Here is a 20110-nt window from a genome sequence, read left to right as displayed (position 1 = left end):
GTGGGTTTCGCTTAGCGGGTTGTCAGGGAAGGGCTGATAGCGGCGCCGTTGCGCTGAGCGGGTTTCGTCCGCCAGGCGCATTGGAGTTTCAGGTTGCCCGTGCGGGCGGACGCGTCAGGGGGCGGACGCCCGCCCCTTAACAATCCCGGCGTCCGGCGGCCTCCGCGCCCCGCTTTGCGGGGTGCCCTCGTCACGCCCTGCGGCCTGCGGACCGCCCGGACGCGCCCTCCCTGGCGCGTGCCGTCCTTTCGCCGACGTCCTGTCGGCTCATCCTGGCCTGCGGTTGTTCCCCGGCGCTGTGGACGCCTCTTCCACCCCCGCCTGTAAGTTCATTATGTTTTTGGCGTGCAGCCTTATCTGACAGCCTTTTAGCAAGCCCTGTTCCCGGAAAGGCCCTGAATAAAAAGACAAAATGACGAATACATGCAAAAAAGGGGTTGCCTGTGATTAAGCCAGTAAGTCAGGGAAGCCCGGACACCTGCCGCGATAAAAGACCAGACATTAAGAGCAGAAATAACAGCGGGGAGGGAGGCCGTCAGAACCGCTGAACGGATAGGGGATTTCAGGACGAGCGACAGGGATGTCGCGAAGAGGCGGGTTCGCGCCAGGGAGGGCGCGTCCCGCCGGTCCGTGAGAAATCCGGAAGGCGTGAAGGGACCGCGAAGCGGCGGTGATGCAGGCCGGAGCCCGGGGTCAGGGGGGCGCGGCGACTGGCGGCCCCCTGTCGGTCGCCCGCAGAGGCGGGCCTGAAACTGCCCGGCCCGTCAGGCGAACGAAACCCGCTCAGCGTAAAACCACTGCAGGCAAACGAAACACTCTCCTAGCCAGATTCTCGCAGCAAATGCACCTGCCGTCAGGCGAACGAAACCTCCTCAGCCCCGTTCGCGCAGCGAACAAATTTCCCTAAGCCAGCAGCGAAAATCTTACCGGAAAGGCGGCTCATTAAACGTCCGCAACTTACGCGAATGCAGCTTATCGCCTTCGGCACGCAGCAGCTCAACGGCATGGATGCCAATCTGCAGATGCTCCGAAATCGCGCCCTCATAAAAACGGTTTGCCTGCCCCGGCAGCTTGATCTCGCCGTGCAGCGGTTTATCAGAAACGCACAGCAGCGTGCCGTAAGGCACACGGAAGCGATAGCCCTGTGCGGCAATGGTAGCGCTTTCCATATCCACCGCGACCGCACGACTCAGGTTAAAGCGCAGCGCCGATGCGGAGTAGCGCAGCTCCCAGTTGCGGTCATCCGTGGTGACCACGGTGCCGGTACGCAGCCGCTGCTTTACTTCTTCGCCTGGCATATTGCTCACCGCTTTGGTAGCGTCATAGAGCGCGCGCTGCACTTCGGCGATGCTTGGAACCGGGATGTCAGGCGGCAGTACGCTGTCCAGCACATGGTCGTCACGCAGATAGGCGTGCGCCAGGACATAATCACCAATCCGCTGGCTCTCGCGCAGGCCGCCGCAGTGACCAATCATCAGCCACGCGTGCGGACGCATCACGGCCAGATGGTCACAGATGGTTTTGGCATTCGACGGGCCGACGCCAATGTTAATCAGCGTGATACCCCGGCGATTCGGCGACGTCAGGTGCCAGGCAGGCATCTGATGCTTCTTCCACGCCAGATCCGACAGCATCGATTCACTGTCGGCGGTGTCAGCGGTCAGCACCACATCACCGGCACAGGCCAGGCTGTCATAAGGGGTATTGGGATCGCGCACCTGCTCAATGGCCCAGCACACAAACTCATCGACATAACGGGTGTAGTTGGTGAACAGCACAAACGGCTGGAAGTGCTCTACGCTGGTGCCGGTGTAATGACGCAGACGCGCCAGTGAAAAGTCGGTTCGCAGCGCATCGAAGTGAGACAGCGGGAACTGGGCATCTGCGTGGAACAGACCATCGGTCGTCTCATCGCCAATCTGTGACAGCTCGGTGGTCGGAAAATGACGTGCAATACCGGCGCTCATGGTGCGGTCCAGGGAGAGATCGGAACCGTCAATCACATAAGGATAGGGGATCTCCTGGCTGGATGGCACCACGTCAATCTCCAGCTGATACTCCTTCTCCAGCATTGCCAGCTGTTCCGCAATATAGTGACGCAGCAGCGCCGGGCGGGTAATGGTGGTGCTGTAACTGCCGGTATGGGTAAAGCGTCCCCAGGCGCGCGTGCGGTTCTGCTGCGGCCCTTCGCCGTGCCAGGTGATACGCAGTTCCGGATAAACAAAGAGCCCCTGTGCCCGCTGTTCAGCATCGGGCAGCGTGCCGTTTTCCGTAAAGGCTTTGATTGCCTTACGCAGCGCCTCAACAGCACCTTCGTAAAGACGTTCAAGTTCATCCAGCGCCTGCTGGCTGGTCAGGTTTTTCCGTTGTGTTGGCATGGTTTCTCCTTCCATTTTTTTCCGTCATTTGCCCCAAGCTTAGCGGGTTTGTTACCGGGATTGGTGAAGAATATTTCGCTGCTTTTATTTTGTGCTGGTGTCGTGCGTTATGTGAGCAATATGGCGCGACGACAGAAAAGGAATTGCAAAAATCAGTTAAGTAAAAATTTATTATAAAAAAAGGAAATGCCCTTTGATACCGCTGCAGGATACGCTATTCGCAGCAGGATCAGCGCCGGGCGATAGACAGCCACAGCCAGCAAATAATCAGGCTGGCTAAAGCTGGCGGGGCGCTGCAACAGAATCTGCTGATACGCGGATAAAAAGTTTGTAACCATGATTAATTTCCACCGCAAAGACTTTGCATATTTCTCTGACGCCTATCATCATAAGATCTCGTCTGTCTCTTCTGATTTGGTAATCCTTTGCAAAATCCCGGCGTAACAGTGATGCAGGCGATCAGGCGCACGGCGTGGTATCCAAAACGCCGCACTTATCGCACGCTCTACTGGCGTGAAATATCGCCACTGGCAGTGCCTATCTTCTTCGAAAACGCCTGTGTGCTGTTAATGGGCGTGCTGAGCACCTTCCTGGTCAGCTGGCTGGGCAAAGAGGCGATGGCGGGCGTGGGCCTGGCTGACAGCTTCAACATGGTGATCATCTCTTTCTTTGCCGCTATTGATCTGGGGACGACGGTCGTGGTGGCGTTCAGCCTGGCCAAACGTAACGGTAAGCGGGCGCGAGCCGCTACGCGTCAGTCGCTGGCTATGATGACAATCTTCGCCTTTGTGCTGGTGATCGCCATTGAGTTCTGGGGGCATCTGATCGTCGATGCGATAGCCGGTGCCGCAGATCCTAAAGTCAAAGCGCTGGCGCTCAGCTATCTGCAGACCTCCGCCTGGAGCTATCCGGCGGCCGCCATCACCCTGATCGGCAGCGGGGCGCTGCGCGGCGCAGGCAATACCAAAATCCCGATGCTGATTAACGGTGGCATGAACATCCTTAACATCATCATCAGCAGCGTGCTGATTTACGGCTGCTTCTCATGGGATGGTTTAGGCTTTATCGGGGCCGGACTCGGGCTGACCATTACCCGATATATCGGGGCGATTGCGGTGATCTATGTACTGATGATCGGTTTTAACGCCTCACTGAAAATCACGCTGTCGAGCTACTTCCGGCGCTGGAACAGCAGCATCCTGATGGAAGTGCTGGGAATCGGCGTGCCTGCCAGTATCGAGTCGGTGCTGTTTAACGGCGGTAAACTGCTGACCCAGGTTTTTGTCGCGGGCATGGGCACCAGTGAGATTGCCGGTAACTTTATCGCTTTTTCGGTAGCGTCCCTGATTAACCTGCCAGGCAACGCGCTGGGGTCGGCGTCGACCATTATTACCGGCACCCGACTGGGCAGAAATCAGGTGTTTCAGGCGGAGCGTCAGGTGCGGCATGTTTTCTGGCTGGCAACAGCCTGTCTGAGCGCCATTGCGTTGTTAACGGTACCGCTGGCCGGGCTGCTGGCGCGTTTCTATACCAGCGATCCGGAAGTGATTAACGTGACGAAACATCTGCTCTGGCTGAATGCACTGTTTATGCCGCTGTGGGCCGCCTCCTGGGTGCTGCCCGCCGGGCTCAAGGGCGCACGCGATGCGCGTTATACCATGTATGTGTCGATGTTCAGCATGTGGGGCGCGCGCGTGGTGGTCGGTTATCTGCTCGGCATTCAGTTTGGCATGGGCGTGACCGGCGTCTGGCTCGGGATGTTTCTGGACTGGACGGTGCGCGGAATTTTCTTCTGGTGGCGGCTCAACAGTGGCAAATGGCTCAACCGCTATCAGAAAATGATCGAGAAATCCGGTTAGTGCCTGACCCTTCCTCTGGCGACAGAGGAAGGCCCCCTATAAATGCCTGTTCGGTCACAACGCCAGACTTTTACATACAATCTCAGGCAGTTGCATAAAGCCAGCTGCCTCTCACCGGGTTAGCGTAAAACCTGCTGCGCACATGCGCAGACTCAACTTATCAAGGTGATTCTATGACCCGTTTTATACCGGCGCTGGCACTGCTGCCTTTGCTGTGCAGTACTCCACTGTGGGCGAAAACCCTGGTTTATGTGTCGAATGCGGAATCCGGTACGGTTTCCCGCTATCAGCTCAGCGAGAACGATGGAAGCCTCTTGTGGCTGGGCGATACGCCCGCCGGGAAAAAGATTATGCCGCTGGCGGCCAGCCCGGATGGTAAACATCTTTATGGCGCGCTGCGCTCGCCGCCTTACGCAATCATCAGCTGGCGCGTGACGCGTCCACACGGTGAACTGCAGAAACTGGCGGTGGCGCCAGTTAAAGCCAGCTTTCCATGGATTACAACCGACAAGAGCGGGCGCTATCTGCTTGCCGCCTCCTATGACAGCGATATCGTCACCAGCAATCGGATTGATGACAAGGGCGTGGTAACGACTCAGGTAACCGGCGAGGTGAAAACCGGGCCGCATGCCCACTCGGTCATCCCCGACGTCAGCAATCAGTCACTCTATGTCGGGAATCTGGGCGCAGATCGGGTGCTGCAATACCGATTCAGTGCTGAGGGCGTCATAACGCCACTGGGCACCGGTTTTGTACAGGGTGAGAAGAACAGCGGTGCGCGGCATTCCGTTATCTCACCGGATAACCGTTTCCTCTATAACCTCGCGGAGATGAGCGGCACCATCACCCAGTTCCGGCGCGCGGCAGACGGCTCGCTGACGGAGCTGAAACGCTGGCCCAATGCGGTGGCAAAGCGATATAACCTGCAGCATGGCGAGCAGCGCCCGGCGGGCTACAGCGATCCCACGCCGCGCATCTGGGCGGCAGATATTAAAATCACGCCGGACGGACGGTTTCTGTTTGTGACAGAGCGCACTTCCAGCACCGTCACGGGTTATCGGGTCGATAAGTCGTCGGGAGAATTGACCCTGACGGGCAGCTGGCCAGTCGAGAAACAGCCACGCAGTATCGCGATTGATGCGCAGGGGAAATGGCTGATTGTCAGCGGAGAGAAGAGCGCCGTTATAGGAAGCTATGCCATCGATTCCGCCAGCGGCACGCTCACACGGGTCGCTGAAGCGCCAGCAGGTAAAGGCGCGAACTGGGTGACGCTGATTACGCAGTAGTCAGCCGGAAGCGGGCCTTCAGCCAGTCAGAATTCGCTTTGCCATTTCGGGGATAAGCAGCGCAGAAATTGTTGGTTCTGTTGGGGCGTGCAAGCGGGTTTACTCAGGGCATCAACTGAAGCGGAGGTCCTGAGATGAAACAGAAACTGAAAGTCTGGTTTGAACAGCTGTTGAGCGGTTCTGCGACAGAGGCAGCCGGACAGGATATTAACGCTGAACTGCTGCTACCGCTGAGTCAGCTCTATGGACTGGAATATTATCCGGCGGTGCATCGCTACCATGAAAAATAGCAGTGATTGTATATTATCCGGTTAAAGGCTCGCCATCTGGCGGGCCTTTTTCATTTATGAAACGTGGTGTGCCTGGCTGATTTTTATCCCACAAGATTCTTCAGATATTTATATTTACAGGTAATCTGATGCAGACGAACAGGGACTTTAGAACTTCATTACATGCATTTTCTTAACACTCCCTGAAAGCCCCTGTGCTGCGAAGGTGATATTCCCGCTATCAATTTGGCTTAAATAAATATTAATTACTGGTAGTTTTGTTTTCTTTAATTTTGAATTTTTATTTGCCGTCAACAAGGAACTTCTGATTATTAAGATGTTAATCTGCACGCCTGTGCTTACAAAAAATTTACAATAAGCGTCATTAATACTTCGATGAAAATGCCTCAGACAGGGAAGTGGCTGGTTTTCGGAGCCAGTCTGTTTATCAGCGACCTCATGGCTGCGACGGTCACGCCCGGTGACCTTGATATTATACAAAATCTGCAGCAGCAGCGCCTGCAACAGGATCAGCAGCAGCGTGATGCCTTAACACAGTCGCATCAAATTGAATTGCAAAAAAACGGGTCGGCGTCTGCCCGCGGCCCCTGCTTCAATATTCATCAGATTTCCCTGCAACAGGCAACCTTAGTTACGCCGGTTCAGCAGGCGAAACTCATCGCGCCTTATATCAATCAGTGCCTGAGCCTGGAACGCATTAATCAGCTGGTTCGCGACATATCAGACTGGTATGTCCAGCGTGGCTATATCACCAGCCGAGCTTTTCTGACAGAACAGAATCTGTCCCACGGCGTATTAATTATTACTGTGCTGGAAGGCAGGCTGGAGGAGATTCGTTTGCAGGGTGCCCGTTCACATCAATTGAAAATGGCATTCCCGTCGGATACCGGGCGCATTTTAAATTTACGCGATATTGAACAGGGCATGGAGCAGATAAACCGTCTGCGCACGACGCCAGTGCAGATTGAGATCATCCCTTCGACGAAGCCTGGCTACTCCATCGTTAATCTGACCAGTAAACCCGAATTCCCACTGACGCTGGGACTGAACCTGGACAATAGCGGGCAGAGAAGCACGGGCATCGGTCAGCTTTCTGCCTTGCTGGTGGGCAATGACCTGCTGGGTTTTGCCGATCGCTGGTTTGTCAGCGGCGGCCGCAGCAGTGCGTTCAGTGACTGGCGTGACGCGCAAAATTTCCAGGCGGGTGTCAGCGTGCCTTATGGCTATGGGCTGCTGGACTACAGCTATAGCTGGAGCAACTATCACAGCCGCTTCAATGCCAATAATTTCGACTGGTACAGCAACGGCGATAACATCTCTCATCGTCTCAGCGGTTCATGGGTGCTGTTCCGCAACGGGCAGGTCAAAACCGGTGTTCAGGTCGGACTTAACCATTATGTCAGCCATAACTGGCTGAACCAGACGCTGCTTCAAAGCAGCAGCCGTAAACTGACCAGCCTGCAGTTCGGCTTCAACCACACCCAAAAAGTCGCAGGAGGTGTTGCCACCTTTAACCCGATGCTGAGTCACGGAATGCCGTGGTTCGATGCGGAGAGCGACAGCGGAAAAAGCGACGATCTTCCCAAAGCGCAATTCCGCAAGTGGAGCATCAGCAGCAGCTATCAGCGACCGCTGACAGAGAAAATAGGGTGGCTGAGCAGTTTATACGCTCAGTGGTCGCCGGATCGACTGTATGGCAGCGAGCGTCTGACTATTGGCGGTGAGAATTCCGTACGCGGTTACAAAGAACAGTACCTTTCTGGCGATGTGGGCGGTTACCTGCGCAACGAGCTCAACTATACGCTGTTTACCCTGCCAGCCATTGGCGCAGTCAGTACCACGCTGGCCCTGGATGGAGGGTGGCTGCAGAGCAACAAACAGGATCGCTATGCCGCCGGCACACTGTGGGGCAGTTCGCTGGGGCTTGGCACCCGCAACGCCCATCTGACCACGCAGCTGTCTCTGGGCATCCCGGTCAGCTATCCCGATTACCTTGCCCCGGATCGCCTCAGCATTTACGCACGTATTGGACTCACTTTCTAAAAAAGGCCCTGATTATGGATGATCAATTATCGCTTTCACTGCCGCGTCGTCTGCTGAGCTATCTCATCTGCTCGCTGATTGCGTTTCAGCCCCTGTTGCCCGCGTTCTCAGCCGTGATTACGCCTGCGACGCCGGGGACCCAGGTGGACGCGGCCGGGAATGGCGTGCCGGTCATCAATATCGCGACGCCGAATGCGTCAGGCCTGTCGCATAACCAGTACCAGAATTACAACGTCGGTCAGGAAGGATTGATCCTGAATAACACAACCGGCCGGTTAACGCAGACGCAGCTGGGGGGACTCATTCAGAACAACCCCAATCTGAAAGCAGGTCAGGAAGCCCGGGCCATTATCAACGAAGTCGTCGGCGCCAACCGTTCCCAGCTCCAGGGCTATACCGAAGTCGCGGGAAAAGCAGCCAACGTTATGGTCGCTAACCCCTATGGCATCACCTGTAACGGTTGCGGCTTTATCAATACGCCAGGCGTGACGCTGACCACCGGCAAACCGCAGCTGGATGCGCAGGGTAATCTCCAGTCGCTTGAAGTGACGAAAGGTGCCATCAGCATTGAGGGTAAAGGGCTGGATGGCAGCCAGGCCGATGCGGTCTCGATCATCGCGCGCGCAACCGAAATTAACGCGGACATCCATGCCAGAGATCTCAATGTCACGCTGGGTGCAAACCGGGTCGGTGCTGATGGCAGCGTGACGCCTATCGGAGGCGAAGGGGCTGCGCCGTCAGTCGCCGTGGATACCGGTGCGCTGGGTGGGATGTATGCAAACCGCATCCATCTGGTCTCCAGTGAAAACGGCGTCGGCGTTAATCTCGGCAACCTGAATGCCCGTCAGGGCGATATGGTGCTGGATGCGCAGGGGCGGCTGAGCATCAATAACAGCCTGACCAGCGGTAACCTGACGGCAAGAGGCAGCAGCATTGCGTTGCAGGGTGAGCATAAAGCGGGTGGCAACGTCGCTCTGACCGCACAGCAGGAGATTGCCCTAACCGGCGCAAAACTTGGCAGCGACGCGTCGCTCGACCTTAACAGTCAGGGTCAGATAACGCTTAAAGGCAGCAGCCTGAGCGCAGGCCAGAGCGCCCGTCTCAGCAGTGGCGTTCTGAGCATCGATAAAAACAGCAGCGGCAATGCGGCTGACCGGATGCAGCTTTCTGCCACATCGCAGCTGCAGAATGCGGGGCAACTGTCTGCCGCAAAAAATCTTGATATCCAGGCAGCACAGGTTGTTAACAGCGGTAATCTGACGAGCCATGGCGACGCGCAGGTTCGCAGCAACAGCCTGCAGCAGCAGGGCATGCTGCTCTCTGAGGGCACCAACACGGTTGTCGTTGCCAGCGATCTGAGCAATAGCGGTGAGATCAGCGGCAGTAACCTGAACGTTCAGGGCAACACTATCGATAACAGCGGCAGGCTGTTAAGCGCCAGTGATGCACTGATTACAGCAAATAATATTCAGCAACGCGGCACCCTTTCAGCCAGCAGAAAAAATCAGCTTAATGTGACCGGCGCGCTGAACAACAGCGGGGAGATCAGCGGCAGCAGCCTGAGCGTTCAGAGCGACACCATCGACAACAGCGGCAAACTATTAAGCGCCGGTGATGCGCTGATCACAGCCAGTCACGTCAGGCAGCGCGGTATCCTGTCCGCCACTAACCGTAATCAGCTGAATGTTGCTTCAGAACTGAACAACAGTGGCGAACTGAGTGGCAGCAGTCTGGCGATTCACAGCGGTTCGCTGCTCAACAGCGGTAGCCTGCTGGGCAGCCAGGAGGCGGATATCACGTCCGGAAGCCTGCAGCAGGAGGGAACGCTCTCCTCTCAGGGGAGCGTGCATCTGAACGTGGCCGATCGGCTAAGTAACAGCGGGGAGCTGAGCGCGGGGCGTCTTGATATCAAAAGCGGTGCGCTGACGAACAAGGGAAAAGTCATCAGCAGCGGTGACACCACGCTGACGGCGAAACGTCTGGATCAGGACGGTGCACTCTCTGTACAGGGTAACGCAACGCTTAACCTCGCCGATGCGCTCAGTAACAGTGGCAACATCGTCAGTCAGCGGTTGCAGATTGACACATCGGCCCTGAAAAACAGTGGCGAAATGGTCAGCCAGGGCGATACCGTGGTTAACGCCGATACGCTGCAGCAGAATGGCTCCCTCACAGCCCAGGGTAACGCGCAGATGACCGCCCGTGGCTGGCTGGAAAATCAGGGCGCCATCAGCAGTCAGAACGCGCTTATCCTGAACAGCGCGCAGCTGCGTAATTCCGGTTCATTAATCGCACCTGAACTGACGCTGAATGCCGCGCAACTCAGCAACGGCGGCCTGCTGCAGGGTAAGAAATTACTCGCCATAAAAGCCACACAGCTGGACAACCTGGCTACGGGGACGATCAGCTCCGACAACGATTTCGCACTCGCCCTGCCCCAGCTTGATAACAGCGGATTAATAACCAGCGGCAAAACAGTGACTGTCACAGGCGACCAGCTGAACAACAGCGGCGAGATCAACGCCGCCAGCCTGAATACCACCCTCAAACGTTTGCATAATCAGCAGAGCGGAAAATTGCTGGCTGATGATCAGCTCCGGTTGCAGGGCGATGCGCTGGTCAATCAGGGAACGATGGCTGCCGGAACCCTGGACAGTGATGTCAGTCAGATCACTAACAGCGGGACGGTCCAGGGCGACAAGGCATTATCGTTGCAGGGCAACGCGTTAACCAACAGCGGCACGCTGCTCAGCGCAGGCCAGCTGCGTGTAAAACAGCAGGCGCTGGACAACAGCGGACTGATGCAAGGCAAACAGCTGACAGTTAATGCGGACCGCTGGCAGAACAGCGGCAATGTCCTGAGCGAATCCGACGCCGATCTGCAGAGCGATACCCTGAACAATAGCGGCAAAATTCTGGGACAGCAGGGCATCGCGCTGAAAGCGAGCCACACTGATAACAGCGGCTGGCTGATAGCCCAGGTACTGACGCTGCGCAGTGACATGATCAACAGCGGCCTGCTACAGGGTAACCAGCAGATGACGCTGGAAGGCAAACAGCTCAATAATCAGCAGGGCGGCCAGATGCTGAGCGAGGGCACCCTTAGCGCTGACTTTACGGCACTAAACAACCACGGTGCGATGCAGGCCAGTGAGATGGCATTAAACGCGGAGACATTGCAGAACGACGGCACCGTTCATTCCGGAAACACATTGACTGCCGTAACGAAAGGTACGCTGACCAACAGCGGCAGTCTGCTCAGTCAGCAGCAGATGAATCTGCAGGCAGCAGAGATTAATAATCAGGGCACGCTGGCGGCGAATAACCTCAGCCTGCATGCGCCAGTGCTCAGCAACGCCGGTCTGCTACAGGGCAACAGCACTTTGATGCTGGATCATCAGCAACTCCACAACCTCAGTGCCGGCCAGTTAATTGCCGGAGGACCGCTGACGCTGACCTTAGATCAGCTGGATAACGCCGGGCTGCTGCAGGTTAACGGTAAGCTTGCGGTCAACGGCAACCGTCTCAACAACAGCGGACGCCTGTTGAGTGACAACCTCAATCTTCAGATTGGCGATACGCTGACGAACAGCGGGACGGGTCAGATCGTGACCGGTCAGCAGGCCGATCTGGATGCACAGACGCTCAGTAACAGCGGCCAGATGGCGGCAGAGCAGCTCAGCGCCAGCGGCAATACCCTGGAAAACGGCGGGCTGCTACAGGGCAACGCGCTGCTGGATCTCGGATTTGCTCAGACACTCAATCACAACAATGGGCAACTGCTGAGCGGTGACCGGCTGGTCATCCAGGGTGGCAGCGCAGTCAATGATGGCAGCTGGCAGGGTAAGCAACTCGATCTCACACTGGACTCGCTCAACAATCACGGCAGCATCACTGGCATCCATGCTTTGCAGGGGCATGTCGCCAGCGATCTGATTAACAGCGGCACGCTGGTCAGTCAGGGTGATAGCAATCTTAACGCCAGCACGCTGTACAACAGTGGCAAAATCATGGCGAACCGGCTGGGGTTACAGGCTACCCGCCTGAACAATGACGGTCTGCTGCAGGGCAGCACGGCACTGACTGCACAGGCTGATAACTTCACACAAACGGCCGGTGGCAAAACGCTGAGCGGTGGAGCGCTGACGCTGAACGCCGGCCAGCTCACCACTCAGGGCGTGCTGCAGGGTGAGCAGGCAGCGGTGTATGCGGATAACTGGCAACACCAGGGGTCGCTGCTGGGCAGCAAAGATCTCACTGTCAGCATCAGCAACGAGCTGACTAACCTGGGTTCTCTGCTGAGTCAGGGCCAGGCGCAGGTCACGGCCAGCGCGCTGAACAACCGCGGTGCCCTGCTCAGCGAAGGGGCGATGACGCTGAACGGAGCCGCACTGAATAACAGTGGATCGGTACAGGGCAAAACCCTGACTATCACACCCGCCAGTGTGATTAATCAGGGCAGCCTGATCGGGCTTCAGGCTTTAACGTTTGCGGCAATGCCACAGGTGAGCGGGCGGATGCTGCTCAGGGCGCTGGCCGCGCCAGCACGTCAGCTGATCAATCATCAGGGTGGAGCGCTGCTGACGCAGGGTACGCTGAACATCAACGGCGGGGACGTTGTAAATAACGGCAGCTGGCAGGGTCAGCAGATTCTGCTGAATGCCCGGCAACTGACCAATAATGGCGCGCTCCAGAGTGCGGATGCGCTGCAACTGATTCTGGCAGATCGTCTTGATGCGGGCGTGGGCAGTAAAATTTCAGCCAACGGCACAGCGGCTTTGCAGGCGCTGACGCTGACCAACCAGGGCGAATGGATTGCCCGCAACCTGACGCTGCGGGGTGACACGTTAAACAATAACGGTGCCGTGACCGGTGTCGAGGCGCTGACGGTGGGCCTTAATGGTGCTCTGACTCTGCAGCAGGATAAAACGCTGCTCAGCGCGGGCAGGCTGACGCTTCAGTCATCGTCACTCAATAATGCCGGCCGCGTGCAGGGCGGCGACCTGCAGATCACCAGTGGCGCAGTGGATAACAACGGGCGCTTACAGGGTGACAACAGCCTGCTGATCAATGCCGGTGGGCGCATCACTAACGGCAGTAACGGTGCCGTGATCACCCAAAACGCCCTGACGCTGACCGGGCCGGAACTGTTCAACTATGGCCTGATTCAGGGTAACGGTGTCGCGACGATTACCGGTTTAACGCAAAATGATGGACGGTGGCTCTCGGGCGGCGCGCTGACACTGAATACGCCTCAGTTGAACAACAACGGCTGGTTACAGGCGTCGCAGCTAATTCTCAATGCCGCCAACGCCAGCAACAGCGGTACGCTGCTGGCCGACGGCCAGGGTACATTGTCCGGCAACGGTTTCAGTAACCAGGGCACAGCCCAGGGCGGCAACCTTGAAGTTAACTATCAACAGGTCAACAACAGCGGCACGCTACTGGGTAACAACCGGCTGAATGTGATGGCCGCGCAGGTAGGCCAGCAAGGCAGTGGTCGTTTATTCAGCGGCGGCGACCTGCGGGTTCACAGCAACGGCTTTGATCAGCGCGGACAAGTGGTGGCGCTGGGTAACGCCACGCTGGACATCGCCAATGGCTTTACCGGTCGCGATGTACTGGCGGCGGGCGGGCGACTCACCGTGAGCAGTAATGGCGCGATAGATAACCAGGGCACGATGCAGGGTGGGGCGCTGACGCTGAGTGCAGGCGGGGATCTCACTAATAATGGTCAGCTCACTATCGGTTCCGGTGACAGTGCGTTAAGCGGCAATCGCATCGCTATGAACGGGAATGGCACGCTGCAGGGCGGCGGTAACATCAACTTAGCCAGCCGCAGCGATATCACGCTGGACGGGTTCACCGGGACTGCTGGCAATCTGGTGCTCAGCGCACCAGGCAGTATCGTTAACACCGCGCTGCTCTATGCGGGCAACGATCTCTCTTTATTTGCAAATAGTATTAAAAACCAGCGCGGCGACGTACTGGCTGGTAACAGCCTGTGGATGCAGCGCGATGCGGCAGGCAATGCTAACGGCGAGGTAATTAACAACTCGGGCGCCATCGAAACGCAGAACGGCGATATCACGATTAATACGGGGCATTTAGTAAACCAGTGGGAATCCATCAGCACAGGTGAAACCACCACCGAAAATGTCACTAATAGCTATGGATCGGTTGCGCCGGGTACGGTTGAACTCCCTCTGAGCCTGTTTGAACGAGGCGAGCTGAATTACTATTTTACGGAGCACCCGCTCTCACCCGCTCCGCCCTTTATTGCCTGGGTCTGGAATATTAAACCTATCCCGGCCAGTCTGGATAAGAATAAAGAAATACTTGTTGCCAGAACAACGTCAAGTACGCATGTAACAGGTCAGGCCGGAAGAATAGCCGCCGGAAGAAATCTGACAGGGCGGGCCAGTTCGCTGGATAATCTGGGCAGCTATATCCTCGCCGGACAGAATTTATCGCTCAGCGGCGACAGGTTAAATAACCAGTCTTATTTATCGGGCACGCAGGCTGTATGGCGTATTTTTAAGCCATCGCCCAGCTACAGTAATTACTATTCGGTCAAAAACAGTAATAGTACAATGCTGACTGATAATATCGATGATTTAAAATCCAGCGGCGCAGGGAAATATAATTATAAGGGGCAGGCAGCAGATTTAGAAGGTAGTGTAACCTATGTCGCTACTGATACATACCGCACCGAACAGGCCGCGACAATTCGTGGCGTTGTTCAGGCCAACGGCAATCTTAACTTACAGTTCAATAACGTTATCAATAATAGCGAGTCTCAGGATGTTCGCGGAACGATTTCGCCAATGCTGTCGCGTCCCGGACTTAATACGCATATACAACCATCAGTTAGTGGTGCGCGCACCCCGCTTACGGTAGTCGCCACTTCTTCGGTTAGTGTCGGGAGTCCTGACTGGCGCGACCAAATCACCAGTGCTTTGCAGCAGATTAACGGCGCGACAGGTCTTGATGCTGCAAATGTGGCTCAGACAGACCTGAATACCTATACTGCCGATCCGCTTCGCCCTGCTGAAATCAAGGAAAGAGGAGCCTTGGGTAAGACGCCCTACGATCTTTTACGACAACAAACTGGAAAGCCATCGCTGACTCCAGTTGATACCAGTGCCTATCCATTGCCGCAGGGAAGCGACGGCTATTTTATTGCCTCAACGGATACAAAAAGCCCCTATCTGATTGTTGTTAACCCAAAACTAAAAGAATTAGGCAAACTCGATAAAAACTTATTTAGCAATCTTAATCAGTTACTGGGTAAACAACCTCAACAAGCCCCAATAGAAACATCAACTGCCTGGACAGATAAAGAGACGTTTCTGGGCTCATCATATTTACTGAACAGACTTAATCTGAAACCAGAATATGACTATCGCCTGCTGGGGGATGCCGCATTTGATACGCGCTACGTCAGTAACCGCGTGCTGAGCCAGACGGGAAATCGCTATCTAAACAATCTCGGTTCCGATCTTGAGCAGATGCGCTATCTGATGGATAACGCTGCAGCCGCTCAGCAATCGCTTGGATTACAAAGTGGTGTAACGCTTTCTGCAAAGCAGATAGCCTCACTGGATCACAGCATTCTCTGGTGGGAAGCGGCAACGATCAGCGGCGAAACCGTGCTGGTGCCGAAGCTTTATCTGGCTGCGAATGATACCTCTATTAATAATGGCAGTATCATTGCTGGCAAAACCGTCACAGTGGATGCAGGTCAGGTAAGTAATAACGCTAGCACCCTGTTGGCAAAGAATACCATAACGCTTAACAGTGAGAACGGCGTTGATAATCTTAACCATGCACTTATTAAAGCTGGTGATAATTTAAAAATCAGCGCCGTCAATGATATTAATAATATCGGCTCAGTGATTGGTGGTAAGCGTATTGAGCTCGAAAGCATCAGCGGTAATATTAACAACATCACGCAGATCACGAAAAATGATAATAGTTCAACGCTAAGTCGTTCATTATTTGATGAGCAGGGCGAAAAGGCGATCATTGATTCAATCGATAATCTTATCCTCAATGCAGGTAAAAATATCACCAATCATGGTGCATCGATTTACTCGGGTGGCGATACCTTACTTAACGCAGCTGGGGATGTGTCGATCGGTGCCAACGTTATCGATACCTTTTTTGATAATGGCTGGCGTAATTACACAAGCAAAACATCCATCGCTTCAAGCGTTGAGTCAGTGGGTGCAATGAATATTAAGGCGGGTCGTGATGTAACCATTACCGCGAGCAGCCTTAATGCAGGAGGTAATACCACACTCGCGGCAGCTAACGATCTCAATCTCAAGGGGGTAGACACAAGCCTGAACGATAGTCAGTGGCGGGATAAATCTTACGTAACCGGCAAGGATCGCACTGCTATTAGCAGTGGCGGCAATCTGGTGTTAACCGCCGGACGCGACCTCAGCAGTGACGCTGCAGCAATCGCGGCGGAACAGGATATTGCTCTGGGGGCAGGGCGTGACGTCAATCTGCTGGCCGCTGAAACGGGTTCTGGCAATAGCTACAAATCCGGCAAGAAGGTTGAGATTAATGAGTCAGTACGCCAGCAGGGTACTGAAATTGCCAGCGGCGGCAGTACGACGATTAAAGCGGGTAGGGATATGGTCGCGGAAGCGGCGAGAGTGGATGCACAAGGCGATCTTACTGTTCAGGCAGGACGCGACGTGGCTATCACTACGGCCACAGAAAGCGATTATCACTACGACGAAGAGACAAAGGTTAAGAAAAAGCTCTTTTCTAAAAAAACCACACACACAGTTCATGAAAACTCAGCAACAACTGAACAGTCATCGGCGTTGAGTGGAAACAATATCGCGATTGTCGCCGGACGTGATCTGGGCGTGACGGGTTCAAGTGTAGTAGGCGATAACAGTGTTGCGCTCAAGGCAGGACGTGATCTCGCGATCGGTGCGGCCACTGAAGAGCAGCATATCTACAGCCTGAAAGAAACTAAAAAGAGCGGCATGATGAGCGGCGGCAGTATCGGCGTGACGTTCGGCAGTGCTTCTACTCGCCAGCAGGTTAATCGCGACGGCACAACACAAAGTCAGAGCGCCAGCGCTGTAGGCAGTACCGGTGGTAGCGTCACGTTAATCGCCGGTAATAATGCTCACATCAGTGGTTCAGACGTCATCGCTAAAAAAGACATCAGCGTGGTCGGCGGCTCTGTGAATATCGATACGGGTAACGATCTTGTCAGTCGCCGTCAGGTATATGAGCAGAAGAAAAGTGGCCTGACTCTTCAGCTGACCAGTCCGATTACCGATGCTCTGTTAAGCATCGGAGAACAGGCAAAGTCTGCCAGCGAAGCGGGCGACGATCGTCTTAAAGCACTGGGTGCCGTGAAAGCCCTTGAAAGTGGCTGGGCAATGTCAGGCAAACAGACCATGCAGTCCGGACAGGCTCTTGCCAACGGCAATATGAGTGAGGCGGGGATCAAAATTGAACTCAGCGTCGGCGCGAGTAAGAGTAAATCCTCTTCGGAATATAACGCCAATGCCGTCAAAGGCAGTTCGCTTAATGGCGGCGGCAATATTGCCGTGGTGGCGACCGGTGCCAATGGCAGCAGCGGTGATATTACGCTTTCGGGCAGCGGTATTACCGGCAAGAATGTTACGCTGGCTGCGGCGCACGATCTCAATCTCACGGCGGCAACCAATAACACTGAACAGAAGAGCAGCAATAAAGCGTCTGGCTGGAGTGGCGGCATTCATGTCGCAATAGGTCAAGAGACAGGCATTGGTGTGCAGGCCAGCGGCTTTATGGCCAGCGGCAAGGAGAACGGCAAAACCACCGATTACGTCAACAGCCGGGTGAACGCCAGCAATGACCTCACCCTGAGCAGCGGCAACGATACCGTGCTGTCTGGCGCGCAGGCACTGGGTAACCGGATTGTTGCTGATGTTGGTCATGACCTGACGATGACCAGCCTGCAGGATACCGATGATTACCAAAGTAAACAGCAAAGTGCCAGTGGTGGCTTCAGCTTCACGTTCGGCAGCATGACCGGCTCTGCTGGCCTCAGTCTGAGCCAGAGCAAAGTGAACAGTGAATATGCCAGCGTCGGCGATCAGAGTGGCCTGTTTGCAGGCAACGGCGGTTATGACGTTTATGTGGGTAACCACACCCAGCTGAATGGTGCGGTGATCGCCTCAACAGCACAGTCCGCCAACAATGCACTTTCCACCGGTACGCTGGGCTGGTCAGACATCGACAATCACGCTTCCTATAAAGCCAGTAGCTCATCCATCAGCATGGGGGGAGGCAACGAAAATAATAAGATGTCAGGCGGAGCGATACCTACCTCTGCCAACACTAGTGCCAGCGCATCCGGTACGACACGTTCAGCCGTAGCAGAGGGTGCCATCACGGTGCGTGATAGCCAGGCTCAGACACAGAGTGTCACTGACCTGAGCAGAGACACTGATAACGCCAACGGCCACATCGATAAGATATTTGACAAGGATAAGGTCGCTCGCAAACTTGAGTTCGCACAGGGAATTCAGGAGCTGGGTCAGCGTGTAGCAGGTGATGTCAGCAGTTATAAAATGCAGGCTGCTGAAGATGAGACCAGAGAAAGACTGCTGAAAGCGGACCCAAAAAATGCCGAACTATCTACTGCAGAATTTAACAAGCTGGTTGTAAACGACGCAGGCTACAAGGCCGTTGCAGAGAAATGGGGCACAGGCGGCAGCTATTCGATGGCAGCAGCAGCGGTGACCGGCGTTCTGGGTGGCCTTGGCGCAAGTAATTTGGGTGCAGCCGCAGCAGGTGGAATGGCGCCTTATATAGCTAATAAAATAAAGCACGCTACCAGCACATTTGTTAATGGACAGGAACAGACTAACGTCCTGGCTAACACCATGGCGCACGCAGTCGCAGGTGCCGTGCTGGCGCAGCTTGCAGGCAACAGCGCATCAGCGGGGGCAGCCGGAGCTGCAGGTGGTGAGTTGATGGCCAGAGCGATCCTCAGCTCGATGTATCCTGGCAAGCAGGCCAGCGATCTGACGCAGGAAGAGAAGCAGGTTGTCAGCGCGCTTGGCCAGCTTGCCGCACAGTTGTCAGCTGGAGTAGCATCTGATTCTGTTGAGGGTGGCATTCAGGGGGCTGTAGCAGGGAAAAATGCGGTTGAGAATAATTTCCTGAGCGTGCAGAAAGCCGAAATATTGAATAAATCCATCGAAGATCAGAAAGCCGGTAAAAACCTGTTAGAAGCTTCACAGAATATTGTCAGGTTGACGAACGAAGATCGAGCCAGCAATTTGTTGCTGCAACAGTTCCAATCAGGTCAGCCACTGACAGAAGGCCAGAAGAAAGAGCTGGCTGGATTACTTAACCAATATGGTTATGAACTTCAGTCTCTGTATGGATATACCCCACAGCAAGCGGCTGACGCTATTCACTCACTGATTGCAGGTAAGGCGTTTATCGCCTCAACAGGAAATACAAAAGCGTATAACGAGGCGCTGATTTATCTGAAAGGGTACAGCGTACAATCCGGCCAGGCTGCAACAGGAACGGATGCTTTGCTCGCTTTGCCTGGTGCTCCTGGTGTTATTGCTCGTTCAACGCTGGCAGCCGGTGGCGGTTTTCAAACCGGTACAGGAATTGGCCAGGTAGTCGATGGCAACTACGGCGAAGGTGCACTGAATATAGGTTTGGGCACAGCGGCTATATTTGGTGGTGTTGCAGGAAATAATGCTATATCGAAAGGAGAAACTGGCATTACTTCTCCGAACAGAGAATTAGCATGGACAAATAGTTCTCAACCACTTGATCCTAAAACACCTTCTGCAAATCCTAAAGTGACAGCAGAGTTAACTGACCCACAAACAGGTATAATCTTTACCGATACTAACCAAGGCAGTAGACCTGACTTTTTCTTGGGTGATGCGAGTCGACCAACACTGATTAACGGAAGGATTGTTGCAAAAATTGAAAGTAAAGGTAGAACCTTACCAAATGGAAATATGGCGACAGCTCATGCGGAAGTTGGTGTTATTCAGCAAGCTTTCGAACAAGGTATCACTAAAGGTCGTGATATGACATTAACAGTATCACTAGAGCCGGTGTGTGGTTTTTGCAAAGGTGATATTGCTGCAATGGCGGACAAAGCAGGTTTGAAATCTTTGACAGTAGTCGAAGAAAAAACCCAAACGATTCTATATTGGCAGCCTGGTATGAAATCCATCAAGGAGAAAAAATAG

At 54.8% G+C, this 20110-nt stretch carries 7 protein-coding genes; 5 read left to right on the top strand and 2 right to left on the bottom strand.

Annotated features, from left to right (window positions below; genetic code table 11):
* Positions 1-923 precede the first annotated feature (923 nt).
* Positions 924-2378, bottom strand: a complete 1455-nt coding sequence (locus tag ACLHDD_RS08360; protein ID WP_427103729.1) for an AMP nucleosidase — start codon at positions 2376-2378, stop codon at positions 924-926.
* Between the two features lie 152 nt (positions 2379-2530).
* Positions 2531-2716: a hypothetical protein gene (locus tag ACLHDD_RS08355; protein WP_427103728.1), complete on the bottom strand. Its 186-nt coding sequence runs from the start codon at positions 2714-2716 to the stop codon at positions 2531-2533.
* Positions 2717-2827: 111 nt separating this feature from the next.
* On the opposite strand from ACLHDD_RS08355, the gene ACLHDD_RS08350 reads away from it, so the two are divergent.
* The 5 genes from ACLHDD_RS08350 to ACLHDD_RS08330 all read left to right on the top strand — a co-directional run bounded on the left by ACLHDD_RS08350 (position 2828) and on the right by ACLHDD_RS08330 (position 20110).
* The gene (locus ACLHDD_RS08350; protein ID WP_313656151.1) at positions 2828-4237 is read left to right on the top strand and encodes an EmmdR/YeeO family multidrug/toxin efflux MATE transporter; all 1410 of its coding nucleotides are present in this window, start codon (positions 2828-2830) and stop codon (positions 4235-4237) included.
* Positions 4238-4410: 173 nt separating this feature from the next.
* Positions 4411-5523 carry a lactonase family protein gene (locus tag ACLHDD_RS08345; RefSeq protein ID WP_427103727.1) on the top strand — a complete coding sequence of 371 codons (1113 nt, stop codon included), beginning with the start codon at positions 4411-4413 and terminating at the stop codon, positions 5521-5523.
* A gap of 134 nt (positions 5524-5657) precedes the next feature.
* Entirely contained in the window at positions 5658-5813 is a 156-nt protein-coding gene (locus tag ACLHDD_RS08340) for a hypothetical protein (RefSeq protein WP_427103726.1), read from the top strand.
* Positions 5814-6188: 375 nt separating this feature from the next.
* Positions 6189-7856 (top strand): ShlB/FhaC/HecB family hemolysin secretion/activation protein, encoded by a 1668-nt coding sequence (locus tag ACLHDD_RS08335; RefSeq protein ID WP_427103725.1) that lies wholly within the window; start codon positions 6189-6191, stop codon positions 7854-7856.
* A 14-nt stretch (positions 7857-7870) separates the two neighbouring features.
* Positions 7871-20110: a hemagglutinin repeat-containing protein gene (locus ACLHDD_RS08330; RefSeq protein ID WP_427103724.1), complete on the top strand. Its 12240-nt coding sequence runs from the start codon at positions 7871-7873 to the stop codon at positions 20108-20110.

This window comes from Pantoea sp. NSTU24 (genome assembly GCF_050157905.1).
Classification (GTDB): domain Bacteria; phylum Pseudomonadota; class Gammaproteobacteria; order Enterobacterales; family Enterobacteriaceae; genus Pantoea.
This window is presented reverse-complemented; position numbering and strand designations above follow the sequence as displayed.

Excerpts from the sequence above, each read along its gene's own strand:
- ACLHDD_RS08360 (WP_427103729.1), bottom strand. The coding sequence starts at position 2,378 with ATGCCAACACAACGGAAAAACCTGACCAGCCAGCAGGCGCTGGATGAA.
- ACLHDD_RS08355 (WP_427103728.1), bottom strand. The coding sequence starts at position 2,716 with ATGGTTACAAACTTTTTATCCGCGTATCAGCAGATTCTGTTGCAGCGC.
- ACLHDD_RS08350 (WP_313656151.1), top strand. The coding sequence starts at position 2,828 with ATGCAGGCGATCAGGCGCACGGCGTGGTATCCAAAACGCCGCACTTAT.
- ACLHDD_RS08345 (WP_427103727.1), top strand. The coding sequence starts at position 4,411 with ATGACCCGTTTTATACCGGCGCTGGCACTGCTGCCTTTGCTGTGCAGT.
- ACLHDD_RS08340 (WP_427103726.1), top strand. The coding sequence starts at position 5,658 with ATGAAACAGAAACTGAAAGTCTGGTTTGAACAGCTGTTGAGCGGTTCT.
- ACLHDD_RS08335 (WP_427103725.1), top strand. The coding sequence starts at position 6,189 with ATGAAAATGCCTCAGACAGGGAAGTGGCTGGTTTTCGGAGCCAGTCTG.
- ACLHDD_RS08330 (WP_427103724.1), top strand. The coding sequence starts at position 7,871 with ATGGATGATCAATTATCGCTTTCACTGCCGCGTCGTCTGCTGAGCTAT.